At 36.7% G+C, this 15,451-nt stretch carries 13 protein-coding genes and 1 pseudogene; 3 read left to right on the forward strand and 11 right to left on the reverse strand.

Features of this window, described 5'->3' with window-relative positions:
* Positions 1 to 118 precede the first annotated feature (118 nt).
* On the forward strand, positions 119 to 280 hold the full coding sequence (locus AC6EJB_RS03835) for a hypothetical protein (protein ID WP_498492393.1): 162 nt from the start codon (positions 119 to 121) through the stop codon (positions 278 to 280).
* Between the two features lie 210 nt (positions 281 to 490).
* Here the strand turns inward: AC6EJB_RS03835 and AC6EJB_RS03840 are convergent, their stop codons facing one another.
* From AC6EJB_RS03840 to AC6EJB_RS03850, 3 genes are all read right to left on the reverse strand, one after another.
* A complete protein-coding gene (locus AC6EJB_RS03840; protein WP_498492394.1) occupies positions 491 to 712 on the reverse strand; it encodes a hypothetical protein in 222 nt (73 codons plus the stop codon).
* Between the two features lie 358 nt (positions 713 to 1,070).
* The gene (locus tag AC6EJB_RS03845; RefSeq protein ID WP_498492395.1) at positions 1,071 to 1,385 is read right to left on the reverse strand and encodes a hypothetical protein; all 315 of its coding nucleotides are present in this window, start codon (positions 1,383 to 1,385) and stop codon (positions 1,071 to 1,073) included.
* Positions 1,382 to 2,140, reverse strand: a complete 759-nt coding sequence (locus AC6EJB_RS03850) for an NAD-dependent DNA ligase (protein ID WP_498492396.1) — start codon at positions 2,138 to 2,140, stop codon at positions 1,382 to 1,384. The genes AC6EJB_RS03845 and AC6EJB_RS03850 overlap by 4 nt, the downstream gene beginning before the upstream one ends.
* Before the next feature lie 231 nt (positions 2,141 to 2,371).
* On the opposite strand from AC6EJB_RS03850, the gene AC6EJB_RS03855 reads away from it, so the two are divergent.
* Positions 2,372 to 3,625, forward strand: a complete 1,254-nt coding sequence (locus tag AC6EJB_RS03855; RefSeq protein WP_498492397.1) for a tyrosine-type recombinase/integrase — start codon at positions 2,372 to 2,374, stop codon at positions 3,623 to 3,625.
* A 127-nt stretch (positions 3,626 to 3,752) separates the two neighbouring features.
* Entirely contained in the window at positions 3,753 to 3,947 is a 195-nt protein-coding gene (locus tag AC6EJB_RS03860; protein WP_498492398.1) for a hypothetical protein, read from the forward strand.
* A gap of 139 nt (positions 3,948 to 4,086) precedes the next feature.
* On the opposite strand, the gene AC6EJB_RS03865 is transcribed toward AC6EJB_RS03860, so the two are convergent.
* The 8 genes and pseudogenes from AC6EJB_RS03865 to AC6EJB_RS03900 form a co-directional block, all read right to left on the reverse strand.
* Positions 4,087 to 4,182 (reverse strand): CHAT domain-containing protein, encoded by a 96-nt coding sequence (locus AC6EJB_RS03865; protein ID WP_498492399.1) that lies wholly within the window; start codon positions 4,180 to 4,182, stop codon positions 4,087 to 4,089.
* A gap of 153 nt (positions 4,183 to 4,335) precedes the next feature.
* Entirely contained in the window at positions 4,336 to 4,620 is a 285-nt protein-coding gene (locus tag AC6EJB_RS03870) for a hypothetical protein (RefSeq protein ID WP_498492400.1), read from the reverse strand.
* 77 nt (positions 4,621 to 4,697) lie between these two features.
* Entirely contained in the window at positions 4,698 to 8,405 is a 3,708-nt protein-coding gene (locus AC6EJB_RS03875) for a CHAT domain-containing protein (protein ID WP_498492401.1), read from the reverse strand.
* Positions 8,399 to 10,933, reverse strand: coding sequence for a CHAT domain-containing tetratricopeptide repeat protein (locus AC6EJB_RS03880; protein ID WP_498492402.1), 2,535 nt, complete (start codon positions 10,931 to 10,933; stop codon positions 8,399 to 8,401). The genes AC6EJB_RS03875 and AC6EJB_RS03880 overlap by 7 nt, the downstream gene beginning before the upstream one ends.
* An 8-nt stretch (positions 10,934 to 10,941) precedes the next feature.
* Positions 10,942 to 12,174, reverse strand: a complete 1,233-nt coding sequence (locus AC6EJB_RS03885) for a hypothetical protein (protein WP_498492403.1) — start codon at positions 12,172 to 12,174, stop codon at positions 10,942 to 10,944.
* A complete protein-coding gene (locus AC6EJB_RS03890; protein ID WP_498492404.1) occupies positions 12,171 to 13,475 on the reverse strand; it encodes a hypothetical protein in 1,305 nt (434 codons plus the stop codon). Before AC6EJB_RS03890 ends, AC6EJB_RS03885 begins: the two co-directional genes overlap by 4 nt.
* A 27-nt stretch (positions 13,476 to 13,502) precedes the next feature.
* Positions 13,503 to 14,402 (reverse strand): annotated as a pseudogene (locus AC6EJB_RS03895) (replicative DNA helicase); the annotation flags it as partial.
* Positions 14,403 to 14,611: 209 nt separating this feature from the next.
* Positions 14,612 to 14,977: a hypothetical protein gene (locus AC6EJB_RS03900; RefSeq protein ID WP_498492405.1), complete on the reverse strand. Its 366-nt coding sequence runs from the start codon at positions 14,975 to 14,977 to the stop codon at positions 14,612 to 14,614.
* Positions 14,978 to 15,451 lie beyond the last annotated feature (474 nt).

Consider the following 15,451-nt stretch of genomic DNA (forward strand, 5'->3'; position numbering starts at 1 on the left):
GGGTCTTTCAGATCAAACAAATAGGAGGAGAATCACTGTACGTTTCTATAGATGAAGATAACATTGAGGAAAGTCCTCTAGAGAAAGAGATGCTTCTTATTGATACCGATAAAAATCAATGAACAACCTCGCAAAGATCACAACCATAGGATTCCCAGCTGCAATTGGTTTAGGACTCGCATGGGTAGGCGTTCGAATTATGAGTAACGAAAGAAAACTTGCAACTAGAGAAATGGAGCTACGACTTCAACTCGATGTAAAAGCTATTAAAGGTTTATAACTTGGTCTGACTTGGATCAGTCATTTTTATCTTTTGTTCTTCCAGCTTTCTCTAGCGTTTGAATCGTTTTCTAATGTTGTATTAATCAAACCTTGGAAGTCTCAAAATGTCTACAACTTTGAGAGGTCGACGCTAAACAACAAACAAACCTTTCGATGACCTACGATGATTAGCCCAGAAAGAACCTATTATTTAGTTCTTACACAGGATTTATTTAGATTCTACTTTTTCAGGTTCTATTTTTTCAGGTTCTATGTTTTCAACCTCTGTTTTTTCCGCATCTGTTTTTTGAGAAACAGCTGATTTGCCCTGACTTGACTTAAAAAGAAAGAAAGTTGGCAAAGCTAATAAAACAACAATAGCCGTAAGAAGGATGAGATTAATGGTGAAGCTATTGACTCCTAGCTCGGAAGACGTTAAAGCTAAAATCATTTGAATAAAATAAAATAATCTTATTATTATATCTATCCTTAATAAACAAACCTAATCTAAAAAACTGAGACAATTCATAGCAAAAGAATAAGAAAAGATATTCTACAAAGTACTATTAGATACATGCGTCTGTAGTAAATAGACAGGGGAGAAAAGACCATTAGTTAGGGCAAAGCCTCCTTTTACCAGTCCAGTTATATAGCATCCAAATATACAAAGCCAATCATAAACAAAGGCATAAAACTATCGAGTAATAAATAGGCTGCATAGACGATTAATGGAAAGAAGATGACACGTTTTATATTGAGACGTCTACCTCTAGATGGTTTTTTGAATGGTTTAATGAAGAAGCGGTTCATTATTTATTCTTTTTAAATTTAAAGATACCCATTATTTGTTCACCAAATGAACTCCAAAATATGACAACAAATGGGCTTAATGCTATTAGTCCAGTGACGAAACGAAAGCTTTTGCCAATTCCAAATACTATTAAACAGAAGACTAAGACCCCAACGATTAAGGTGCTTTTTCTTTTCTTAAATAAGTCTCTAAATCTTGGCTCTTGAGATAAATCCTTCTTTTTCTTGTTAGTGCCTTCGAGGTATGGCATTCCTTCTATGTAAGGCACCAAGATATTTAATAACCATTTCTTGAAAGCATTTATAGGATTCATTTCAAAGCTAAAGCCCAATTTGGTGTTTTTGAATTTACACCAAGCTTTCGCTTAACTTCACCTGAGTTGATCTTGACGACTAATCCATCACAAGGAAGGTTCTCAAATAATTCACCAGCCAACCATTCTTTGTGCCATCGCTTCACTTGCCTAGGTTCTGCTGTTCTATTAGTTGGAGGAATTTCAAAGAACCAATTTTCTAGACGTTTAATATCATCAATTTCATTTTCAGTACTTCCAAGAATTTCATAAGCCACAAAACCAAGACCAGCACCATTTGGATTTTTCTTTCTTAAATGTCCAGCGGCTAAAGCTTGAGATTTAGTTCTAGACAGGTTCGGTGCATAAAGTTCTCCACGAATCTCAAGTGGTTCTTCTGAAACTGCAATTCCATCCTCTGGAAGTTCTAAGGGAAGATTGCAAATTGTCCTAGCGGCCTCGGTAACATCTTTTCCACTTCTAGTGAAGGCTGCTACTAAGGTTCCAGATTGGTATCGAAGCCCCAAAGCACAACCATCAAATTTAGGTTGAACAATCATCGTTTCACCGTTGGCAAACTTAGACCACCATTCACTAAAACAAGAATTATCCAAACTAAGCAACTTCATTTTCTGCTGGAAATATGAGTTCTGAGGATCTATTTCCCTAAGACTATTTTCTAATTGATCAAATTGCTTGTCAGCTAATTGAGCATTACCCGATCTGTAGGCCCTATCTAGCTTTTCAACCAAGGCCGAAAGATCTTTTGAGTGCATTTAATTTTTCCATCAAAAAAGCAACGGCTGGTAACCGTTGCTATCACTGATCGGGGCGACAGGATTCGAACCTGCGACCTAGTGCTCCCAAAGCACTTGGTCTTATAACCGCACTGACAAGAATCTCAGTCGTAAAGGCAGTTATTGTTTAAAGATACGCGATCACAGATTCTCAGAGACAGCCACAGATGTTGACTTTTGCACACATTTTGCACACAATCTAATTAATTAGTGACCAAGTGCTCCTTGCCATTCATTACTCGAAAAGAAAACTGGGTTCAATTGTTCAGGGATCAGATAAGCCAATCAACAGCAGGGCAATTTAAAGTTCTTGATTGTCGAGGAAGGATGCGTTTGCAATATCGGCCTACTGGAGGAAAAGCTCAATCTTTAATGTTGCCCTTTGACTTTGATAAGAAAGAAACATCAAAAGCACTTAGACGAATCGAAGAAATATTCAAAAACTTTGTAAAAGCCAAAGGAAGTAAAACGCTCTCTAAAGCCGCAACAGTTACAGAAGCATCAAGTTCAAAGCATCAAATCAACTGGGAGGAATTAGTTGAGAGCTATAGGCAGTTTGTCCCTAATGCAAGTGAAGCCACCTGGAAGAAAAGTTATATCCCCGTCTTAACGAAGGCTGGAACATTAATGAATAGGTCCAAAGGGAAACCTCAGGACGGTGAATCATTAATGATGCAATCGCTTATCCAATGGGAACAAGGGACAAGATCCAGGCAAATTGCCAGACGTGCTCTAAAAGGTTTTCTTGATTGGGCAGTCTTAAGAGAAAAATTAATAGCTGCTTACGCACCACCTGAACAAATTCCGGAGACCAAAAATCCAATTGACATAGGTTATGCAATAGACGATCAAGAAATTATTGAATTACTAGATTTAATTCCGAATGGAAGAACAGCAAGAGAAGAAGAAACTTACAATGCTTGGAAATTTGCAATTCAACTATGTGCCGTCTATGGGTTAAGACCTGAGGAGCTTCGTCACCTAACAATCAAAAAAGGGATTAAGGGAAAAGAATTATGGACTACCTATCAAAAATCTAAGGGTAGGGAAAAAGGTCATAGAACAGCACCAAGGAAATTACATGCTCTATTCGTTAAAAATTTAGACGGGAATCCAATTGATTGGAACTTACAGAAACGATTATCGATAGGTGAAAAACTTCCACCCCTAGGACAAGAAGGAAAAGGTGGTGAAGCACTTGGAACATTTTTAAAGAGGCGCAAGTATTGGAAGCAATTAAAAGAAGTTGTTAACGCAACAAAAAAAGAGGTTCTAAAACCTTATTCATTTAGACATCGCTACGCAAAACAATCTCACGCTGCAGGATTCCCTATCGCAAATATCGCCTTAGCCATGGGGCACACAGTCGAAGTACACCTCCAGAATTATGCAAGGTTTACACCTGATTTGACTACTGATTTATACGCCAAAGAGAATGAAGTTAAAACTGCTAAGCGGAAATGAAAAACTCCATCAGATTGGTATGCTCTAAATTAATTAAATTCATTATCAATTACAAAAAGTGATTCCCGAAGAAGCCGTAGAACAAGTTTGAGAAAACCTTTCGCCCCCAATACTTCCATGTGTAAAGGTGGTTCCACTAGAAGTTGTATTACTAGTTGCATTTACGCTTACGCCATTAATTGATCCTGAGCAAAAAGTTGTCCCCGATGAAGTTGAAGAACAACTATATCCAGCATGGGAAACAGAAGTCATACCAATTAATCCGACAAATGAAATACTGGTCGCAAACAATAGTTTAATTGGCTTCATAGTAAAAAAATAGCAATTACATTTTTTATTAGTTCTAGATATTTCAAGGTGATTCCAAAATCACCAATCAATCGGCCTCCAGTCACCACTGATCTGAAAAGCCCTCAAAAGTAAGGATGTCGCGAACTAGGTATTGAATATTTTCTAAATTCTTATTGCGTAGCAGCCAAAGCATCTGCTCGTCTTTCTCCTGCTTTTAGATTTTGATAGAACTTTTTCATAAAATCTGCCGTTGCAGCATCATCCACTTTTTATAACGAAAGAATGACTGATTTATACGCCAAAGCAAACTAGGCAGAAGCGGCATAGAAACTTTACTTACGACAAGAAAACTAAAAAATGTGAGATAAAGCAAAGCCCAGAAAAATCTGGGCTAAGTCAACTATGTTTATACAGGCAATTTATCTGTAATAAGTTTTATATGTCTGTCTTTTGTAGGGATTACCACTTCTGTAATACGTAGTCCTTCCATTACTACCTCTAGATGAATAAGTTGCATTTGGACCGCCACGCCCGTCACAACGACGATAATAACCAGTGCCATAGCATGAAGCAGCGGCAGGTTGAGGTAACATGAAAGCTAACCCTGATAGAGAAAGAAAGCTAGCTGCAATAAATGCTTTTGCTCTATACCATTTTTTCCCTTTTTGATCGACAACACCAAGGGTATGAGGTGAATTTGTCATTTGTTTTGAAAGTTAATTGTGGGGTATCCCCCGTTACACCATTTCCTAGTTCTGACTACATAAAGGTGATTCCAAAATCACCAATCAATCGGCCTCCAGTCACCACTTAACTGAAAGGCAGCCCAGACATAAGGATGCCGCCAGCCCGGAATAGGATGATTTCTAAATTCCTTTTGAGTAGAAGCTAAAGCATCTGCTCGTCCTTCTCCTGCTTTTAATTTTTTATAGAAACTAGTCATAAAAGCAGCCGTTGCTCGATCATCTACTTTCCATAACGACAACAAACTTGATCTTGCACCGGCAACAGCAATAGCTCGTTTAAGTCCATAAACACCTTCGCCTGATTGAATATCACCTTTACCTGACTCACACCCCGAGATAACAACCATCTCCGTTCCCTCCCAATCTAACTGAGTTATTTCCTGTGCTGTTAAATAACCATCATCTTTTGGATTGGACTCTGGTTCATTAGCACCAGCTAAAACGATGTAGCTTCTTAGTAATGGATTTTCTCCTTCAAATTTTATTTGTAGAGGATTAGATGAATCCAGACTGAATGTAGAGATCTTATTTTCTTGGTTTTGATTAGCCTCAAAAGCCGCATGAGTAGCAATATGAACGGTTTGTGGCGATATGGATTGTTGAATTGAAAGAGAAGTTGCCTCTTCTTTTGTATACAACTTTGCATTAATTAGTTGAGAAATTTGCTTTCCTTCATTGGCTGTTCCAGGTAAAGCTATCCAATTACGTTGTCCAACTTCACTTGATCTTTTCTGATCTACAATAATATCTCTATTCTGATTTTTAGTAGATAATTTCTTTTCTAAACTAAAGCTTGGATTGGCAAATACAAGTGACTCTTTATCAGAGTTTCCTGAGTCTTTAATTAGTTTTAGCAATGAACGTCCAGTTGTAATCAACCTTAGATTGATACCTTCTCCGAGTAATCCGTCACCTCTAGGATTTCTTAGTGCTGCAAAAGGTATACGATTTATTTCAGCATCAGGTGAAACGAACCAAGTATCTGCACCTTGAGTAGCTATTGCTAAGGGTTGAATGAGCAGTTCTCCTACCTCGCCCCATAAACTCAATGCATTAGGTAATTGTTTTTCTGAAGCAACTGAAGCCTTGTTGATTTTTTCTTCAATTGATTTGGCAAAACCTAAATCAATACTGACTATTTGACGATTGGGTCTCAGTACTAATGCTAAGTATTTAGGTTCTCCATAAAATTGACCATCTTCAACTTGTTTCTGAAAAGGTCGAAATTTTTGGAACTCAATCAATAAAGAGTTCTTCGGTAAAGAATTTGCAATTTGACCTACCTCTACAATTTGAGGCTTTAGTTCAGGTAGCTGCAAAAAAAGTTCCTCTTCAATTCTTTGTTTTTTAGCTCTGATTTCATTTCGCTCATCAATTCCTATAGATCGATCTGAGAATTGAATATTTAAAGCATTTAGCTCTGCAACCTTATCCCTTTGTGATTTATCTAATAGAGGAAGCCTAGATTGATATTTCTCAATTTCTTCTAAGAGTCCTTGTCTATTCAACCTTGCTTTCAGTGCTAGTTCCTCGCCATTAGGTAAAAACCCAATTCCAGCAAATGAAGCTAAATAAGAACCAGATATAGCCTTCGAGAAATTTAAACGTTGATCAATTGGCAAATGCTGTGCCTGCTCCTGTATGTACAAAACAGAACCATCAATAGCTTTTTCAAGAAATTTCTTTGTTTCTTCAGGCGATTCTTTTAATGCATACAGTAAAGCTAAATAGTCATAAAGCCCAATCAGGTCTTGAGAAATAATTGAGTCGAGCATTAATGATTTATAAATTTCAATTGCTGCTAACAAATTTTTCTCTGCGTTTAATAAGTCATCAACCATTAGATAGCTCAAACCAAGAGACTTATATATAGAAGCCATATCAAAATTATTGGAACCGCGCATTCTATTATGAATTTTTTTTGCTTTTTCAAAAGCTGTTATAGATGCTTCGAAAGAGCCGACCATCTGCAGCATTGAACCATTTACTTGTAATTTTAAAGTTGCTTCAGGATCATCTTCCGGAATCTGATCAATTAAAATATTGTTAGCTATCTGACTATCTTTATTTGATGATAACTTTTCAAGTGCAGATATTATCTTTTTCATTTGTTTGATAAAGTCAAGCTCAAATTTATACTCTTTTCTATCTATTTTATAGATTCTTTGGGCATCATTAAAGAAATTTTTTGCCTCTTTAAAATCGAAAGAATAAAATGAATTAATGCCTAACGAAAAATAACTATCTGCAAGAAGAGGGCTATCTTCATCAAGCAGACTTTTCCTAATATTATAAGCTTTTATAGTGTTACTTTTGCCATTTCTATGATCTCCTAAGCGATGATAATCAGTAGCAATTTGAGAGTATAAAAAGGCTCTATAAATAGGAATAGGTTCATACCAATCATCATTATCATCTACTCTCTCAGCTATCTCTAAGGCAACTTTTCTAAGCTTAATAGATTCATTAAAATCTCCTTTACCAGAAAACAAAGCAGCTAGATTTTGATAACTTGCGGCTGTTTCAATATGACTCAAACCTAATTTAGATTTTGTAATTTCGACTACTCGATACCTAATTCTCTCTACTTCATTAAAGTCATTCTTGCTAGGAGAGACTTCCCCTTTATTAAATGTGTGTGCTAAAGCAGTTAAATAATTTGCGACTTTAATAGAATCATTACCGGACTTCAATTCTTCTATTGATATAGCCTTTCGATAAAATTTAATCGCATTATTATAATCTTCTAATTTGTCATAATTATAAGCAATCTCATAATAAGGGTATGAACCAACAATGTCACTTTCTCCTGTTTCTATAATTAATTTCATAAGACGAATAACTTCTAGATAATCATTCTTTTCTTTAGCGACCTTCACTTTCTTATTTATTGCAATTATTTTTGAATTTGACTGTATTTTTCGTTCTTTATTGGCAAGACGCCGAAAATCTTTTGTCGATTCGTTTTTTGGGTTTAATTCTAATGCTTTGTCGAAGTCCTCTATCGCACTCTTAAATTCACCTAGTTTTGATTTGGCCAGGCCACGATTATGATATGCCTCTGATTTAATCTGCAAATCGTCTAGATCAAATTTAATTACCTTTGAAAAATCTTCAATAGCTCCAGGGAAATCACTTAAAATATTTTTATGAAACCCACGAAAGAAATATGCAAATACGCTCAATTTTTTATTTAAACCAAATTCAATAGCTTTTGTGTAATCATTAATTGCTCCTGCTGAATCTTCTTTTTTATCTTTTAAAACTGCACGAAAATAGTATGCCATTGACTTATTTTCAATAGGCAAACCAAGATCAATAGCCATTGAATAATCAGAAATTGCTCCTTCGATATTGCCTATTTGCTGTTTATTAATTGCACGACCATAGAAGCTTAGTGACCATGGTTGAGAATTAAAATCTATCGCTTTTGAATAATCTGAAATCGCACCTATATTGTCTTTTAGACCCTCTTTACTAAGTGCTCTATTGTGATATGACCTCCAATCATTTGCATCTATATCAATAGCCTTAGTGAAATCCTTAATAGCTCCTAAATAATCATGATCTTTTAATTTCTTCCTGCCACGATTTAAAAAAGTTTCATAGGGTTTAACTTTTTCTTCAGCAATTAAAACTTCCGAATCAATCTCAAGCGAATTTACAATCAAACCACTTTCAAACATAACGGGTATTAATAAAGCTGTTCCAATTGAAGCCAATCGATTAATACGTCTTACCATTTAATCGGTCTCCAATCACCACTTAATTGGAAGGCAGCCCAAACATAAGGATGTCTCCAGCCTGGAATAGGATGACTTATAAATTCTTTTTGAGTCGCAGCTAAAGCATCTGCTCGTCCTTCTCCATCCTTCAATTTTTTATAGAAACTAGTCATAAAAGCAGCCGTTGCACGATCATCCACCTTCCATAAAGACAACAAACTAGACCTTGCTCCTGCAACTGCTATTGCGCGCTTAAGTCCATAAACACCTTCCCCTGATTGAATATCACCTTTACCTGATTCACAGCCAGAGATGACTGCTAACTCTGTGCCTTGCCAATCAAGTTTTGTCACTTCTAAAGCTGTTAAGTATCCATCATCATTAGGGTTGGATTCTGGGTCATTAGCACCAGCTAAAACAATGCCACTTCTAAGTAATGGGTTCTCTCCTGTTTCTTGATCTGGTAAGAAATAAGCATGGCTTGCGATATGTAGAACCTTGGGAGCATCTTGCTCTTGAATAGCCAATGCTGTTGCTTTGTTCTTGGTTAACAGTTGAGCTTTCGTGAGTTGGGCAATTTCTTTCCCTTCTTTCGCTGTTCCAGGTAATGGACTCCAATTGAAAGAAGCTAGATCGCCTGAACGTTGTTGAGATGTATTGCCAGCAATTAGATCAGATGTTTTTTCAGGTGAGTAGGTTTTGATCAAATCAAAAGCTGGATTAGCAATAACAAGTGGTTTTTGTTTAGTTGCTTTTGATGCTTTAGCGAGATAAAGTAATTCTCGCCCGGTTGTTAGTAGACGTATATTGACAGCTTCTCCAAGTAAATCATCACCTTTATGAGAGCTGAGTGCAGCAAATGGAATACGGTTGAGTTCAGCATCAGGAGAAATGAATAAAATTTCCGCATCACCCATCACTTCTCTCAACGGTTTAACAACTAAATCACCTACTTCATTCCAGAGTTGTTGTGCATCTCCCAAACCTTCTTCTGAAGATCTTGATGCTTGTTGAATTTTTTTTTCTATTGGCTCTGCGAGACCTAAATCAATAGTATCCAGCTCTCCATTAGGCTTAAGGATAAAAGATAAATAACGTGATTCTCCAAATTTCTCATGGTCTGATTTTTTGGCATCAAGAGATTGATAACGCTGATATTCAAGTAAAACTGCGCCATGAGGGATTTTTTTAGCAACTTGATCGACTGAGACAATCCGAGGCCTTAGTTCAGGGAGCAAGCGGTAAAGTTTTCGTTCAAGTTCTTTTTGGCGTTTACTTAACCTTTTTCGTTGCTCTTGTTTAAGATCTTTTAATGAAATTTGTTGGGTAACTTGGCGTAATTCACGAGCAATTACTTGTTGCGGTCCCGATAAATTAGCAAGTTGTGATTGACGTCTTTCTATTTCCTCTAAAAGTCCTTGTCGATTAAGCCTTGAAAATAGTGCCAGCCTCAATCCTGTTTTTGTTTTTAAAGCTACTGTCGATGAGAAATAAAAAGAAGATGGGTGAAGATCAAGAAAAGATTGTCTCTCAGCAATAGGCAAATAAGGTGCTTCTCTTTGGATAAAGATAAAGTGTGTTTTTAAGCCTCTTTTAAAAAGCGGTTCTGCTTTAATATGCAGACCTTGCTTCATATAAAGCAGAGCCAAGTTATTACGGGCGGTTGTCATATCTGGATGTTCTGGTCCGAGAACCTTTTCAGCAATCGCTAAGGTTCGCTTATACAGCGGTTCTGCTTTTATATTCAGACCTTGGATGTCATAAAACTTAGCTAAATTGTTCAAGGACACTGCAGTATCTGGATGTTCTAGTCCAAGAACCTTTTCATTAATCGCTAAGGCTCGTAAATATAATGATTCTGCTTTGCTATATAAACCTTGCTGCCTATAAAGTATAGCCAAGTTACCAAGGCTTACTGCTGTAACTCGATGTTCTGGTCCGAAAACCTTTTCAGCAATCGCTAAGGCTCGTGTATACAGCGGTTCTGCTTTGCTATATAAACCTTGCCACATATAAAGCCGAGCTAAATTGTTCAAGTACATTCCCGTATCTGGATGTTCTAGTCCAAAAACCTTTTCATTAATCGCTAAGGCTCGTGTATACAGCGGTTCTGCTTCGCTATATAAACCTTGCTCAACATAAAGCGAAGCCAAGTTATTCGAGCTGAATGCCGTATCTGGATGATCTGGTCCTAATACTTTCTCTCTAATAGCTAGAGCCTGTATATAGAGTGGTTCTGCTTTGCTATATAGACCTTTGGCCTCATAAAGCATCGCCAAGTTATCAAGGCTGGTTGCTGTCGATGGATGTTCTGAACCGAGAGCCTTTTGGGTAATAACAAGTACCTGCTCCGCAAGATTTATTGCTTTTTGATACAAGCCAGTCGTATAGGCCTGATCTAACTCTTTACTTAACCGATTAATATCATCCAAACCTAATTCTTCTTTCTTCTGAACAACAAGACCTTCAGGAATAACTTCAGCTAATAAGACACCATCAATAGCAAATGGCAGTAATAAAGCTAATGTCAGAGCTAATCGTCTCATTTATTTAGTTATCTAGGTTTTAAGCAACCTTCTTTCTCAAGTACAACTGATCTTGCCTGATCTAATACCTTTGATTTAGGTGCTTGATCTGAGAACAATAGAGTCAGAGCAAGGCTTTTATCTTTCTCAAGATTTTGATTAATGATTTTGATCCATCGCGATTTACTGTCTCCAAGTGAATCAATAATATTATCTAATTTTTGAAATTCATCATCTGACTTGGCTTGCAAAATTATCTTTGCTTCTTCACCAAAAGAAGCTCCTTTTGGCCTAATACTAAAAACTAGTTTCTCTCCTGCTTTTATTGGTGCAATAGGCCATGGAATTGACCCTCGTATACGTTTTTCAATAGTTGCACTTTGACTCCAAAGTATATTCCCATTACGAGAAATCTTGATCTCATTTAAAGGATCCATTGAAAAAATCAATGGTTTATCAATTGATAATAATGAGATTGCATTTGAGTTTTCTTTATCTTTCACAAAAGCTGGGGATAGCAAGCAGGCTGTTATTGAAGGTTCTTCTTGATCGCTCCCTTTTACTAAACCTTGATAACTCCGTGTATAAGTAGTTATTTCAATCGGATCACCTGACAACATTGCAACACCACCTAGTAATCTTGGCTTAAAGATTTGAGGACCAAGAACGATCGCGGCAACTCCAACAGCTGCAATAGAAAGTGATGACTTGATTCTTTTCGTAATTGGTTCCCATGACCAATCAGCTTTATTTGTAAATCCCTCTCGAGTTATTGCAGACGGCTCAAGTAATCGAACAAAGCTCAATAAACGATCAACTCCTCCTTTAAATTCATTTACCGAGAGAGAAACTTCTTTTTGATTATTTAATTGATCAGAAAATAGTTGTTTAAACTCCTCGCCCGTAAGAACTCCAGGGAAAGAAACAACATTATTTTCCTCATCAATTTGTGCCACCAAAAGAATTTGTGGTGCAGCGCCAGCTCGAAACCAATTTTCTAGAGGAATAGAAATTTCATCTGTAGTTATTCCTGCTGTTACAACTTGAATAGCAAATCGATTTAAGATAAGAAGTCGCTTTGGATTATTTAGATCTAATTCAGGGCCGAGTGGAAGAGTAAGTTCTCGGTCATTAATGATTTTCTGTAAGGCAGCTATTGCTAATTCTCGTAATGTCAGGCCTTCACCAGAGTCTAGAAGGACTGCTCCTTCAGGAATCGGGAATGCTTCCATCTCTTCAGGTGATGAAGTGTTTTCAATCATTGGTTCAAAACTTCATGAATGATTTGACGAAGAAGTGGTACTTTTTCTTCTTGTTCTGACGAAAATAAATAATTCCGTAGTTGTTCGATCATTCGATCAACTCTTAGTGGATCTTTTCTCACAGGTTGAAATTCTGGACGTCGAATTAATTCGACTGCCGCTTCTTGTGCAATATTCTGTGAAAGAGTTTTCTCGGAAAGTAATTTACTAACCCAAGCTTGTTTATGTTCACATCTACTTGCAATATCCCTTTGACTTAAGCCTTGAGAATAAAGTTCCCAGGCTAACTTACGGCTAGGGTCTTTATCCCACTTAGCTCTATCTGCGTTAATTACATTTTTTACATTTGGTATGGCTGAGCGTTTAAGTGATTGTTGAATTAATTTAATAAGTTCTGTACTTGAGTCTTCCTCATTATCCCTGTATGGATTCTCAATTTGTGATTCTTCTCCTTCTTCAAATTGACGGGTAAAACTTGTGCCTGCAAGATATTGACGTATTGCTTTATCGATAGCTAATAATCCATTCCTATCTTTTTGTGGGGGTTTAAGTGAGGATAAGAAACTGGAATCTGGTACCCATCCTGAATTTTTACCTGTAGATTTTTTATAAAGCTCTTTCGCTTGTTTGTATTGGATTAAATAAGAGTTATGCAGTGATTCAATATCTTTAATTACAAAATTCCCATCACCGCAACGTTCCCAGGCTTTCTTGACTCGTGTAGGAGTGCTATCAGCAATTAAGGCCCAAGGACTGATTAATAAAATTCCACAGCCTCTTAAATATGTTTTGAGTTCTATATTTGCTTGAACTTTATTTTTTGTCCATGTAGACAGACCTGATAGATCCGGGTCAAAGCTGTAAATTACATCTGCACTAAAAGGTTTAATCTGATTACTGGAAAGTTCTTTAAGAGTTTGCCAACAAAACGTTTTTCGAACAGTTTCAATTCTTCCATCTTCTTTCTTTTTTGGAAGTCGTAAAAAAAGATCTCCAGTATCATCAAGAACGCAAATCAGCATATCTCTCAAGTCAAGTTCATATCTATCTTTAAATTGGTTAAATAGTATTCTGACCTTTTCTAAAAGAGGGTGACTTACTCTGCATCTAAGGGAAAGTAAAGTTTCTGTTTCCTCTTTCTGCGTTCGACAAATTTGCCATAGTGATCGATCACTATTAGATGAAGTTTCTTCAAGTTGAATATGTTCCCTTAACGATTCAGAAGAGAACTTAAATTGTTTCTTACCTATGCCGTTAGTGGCAACATCTAGCATGCATAACTCGCTATATGGACTCGACAACTTGAGAACAATTAATTGGAATATTTATTAGTTTAATTCTAAATTTCTAAATCTTGTAAATTGTGGTTCAAAAAGTAATTTAACTGTTCCTAGTGGACCGTTTCTATGTTTGCAAGTAATGAGCTCAGTTATACCTCTATCTACTGTTTCAGGGTTGTAGTACTCATCTCTATAAATCATCGTGACTAAATCAGCGTGACTTTCTAGAGATTCTGTCTCTCTGAGATCACTAAGCATTGGACGTTTATTCCTTCTGTACTCAACAGATCGATTCAATTGAGATAAAACAATTACTGGCACTTGTAAGAGTTTTGCCATCTCTTTTAGTTGAATCAGAATCTTAGAGAGTTCTTCATCTCTCGATGAATATTGAATCCCGTCCATAAATTGTAAATAATCAATTACTACTAAACCTAATTCACTCTTTTTTTGCTCTTTAATTTCTTGGCACTTGGCAATCATCTCAATAACGGTGATCTTGCTGTTATCTGTTATGAAAATTGGAAGTTGGCCAAGACTTTCAATAGCTTCCCCTAAGTATGGCCATTCATCATCTTGTAATCGTCCAGTTCTTAATCTTGATGTTTCAATACCAACCTCCATTGAAAGAAGTCGATATGTCAGTTGTTCTATACTCATCTCCAAAGTAAAGATGCATACAGGAAGCTTATGAATTTGAGCAATATTCTTACCGATGTTTAGTGCTAGCGAAGTCTTCCCCATCGCTGGTCTTCCCCCAAGAACAATCAAATCGCCTCGTTGTAGACCTTGAGTCATTGCATCAAAGTCATAGAAGTTTACGGGTAAGCCTGAAACAGAAGTTCCTAAAGACCTACTTTCTATTTGTTCAAAGAGTCCGGATAGAATTTTTGTTGTTGACGTTAACTCAAGAGAAGTGTTGTTTAATGTCATGAGATAGATTTGTCTTTAAGGTTTAAGAATGTGGTTAGAAGTAAATTTTGTTGTGCTTGGAAATAGAGGCCAAACCAATTCCTGTAAATTTGGAGTTATCTTCAATCCAATAAATTAGAGCTGAAGATTATTTAACTAGAGCGAATGAAAACACCTACTAAGAACCAGCGCAAAAAGTAATGAAGATTGCCTCTACTAATTTTTGATAATAATTTCCACATGCTTTAGAGCATTCCAGGATGGATGATTGAAAGAACAAGCCAACTAGAGCCACACAGCGCAATCATTCGCACCCAACTCCATGGGTTGATGCTCCTGCTAAATCCAATCAGAGGGAAACCAAAAGCTCCTGCACAACCACCGCATAAAACAGCAAGGAGTATGAGACCCCAATTCATTGAACTGGAAATAGCTCGTTCTCTCCATTCTTGAAGTTCTTCCTCACTGCTATATGTATGTCCCGACTTTTTTAGGTTCTCTACTTGTAAACCGTAAAGCCAACCTCCAACAACTGGTCCTAAAGATTGAGCAACTATTTGCCAAACGAATGTTACTAGAAGTAATCCTAAAAAAAAATAACCAGGATTCATTTTTGAAATCTTGAATGACAACATCTACTTGTTCTGAATTAAAAAAAATGATTCCAAAAAAAACCCGACTCACGTCGGGGTTAAATATGTGTTGAGGACTTTTAAGAATTAGTGCATAGATTAAGGAATAGTGGGGGTAAGCCCCGTTTACGACCTCTATTAGTTCCGGCTACCAAAAGCTGATTCCATTCTCACCCTTTAATCGATTTCGAAACCTGCAGGAGATACAAAGTCGATTCTTTAATCAATCTTTCAGGTAAATGGAAATGCAATTTAGAGAGAGGATGCAAATATCGATTCAGGCATAAAAATACCCAAGAGCATTACTTTATTAAAGAGCAGATGAATCAATATGATCATTAGTAAAGGTAGAAAGATCTGACCAGCAAAGGAAAGTCTTAGATGGATCGGATCAAGCTAAATTCATAATCGTAAACTTCTTTAAGCACGATTAATTCATCGAACTAGCATATA

This window comes from Prochlorococcus sp. G4PB17 (genome assembly GCF_059772445.1).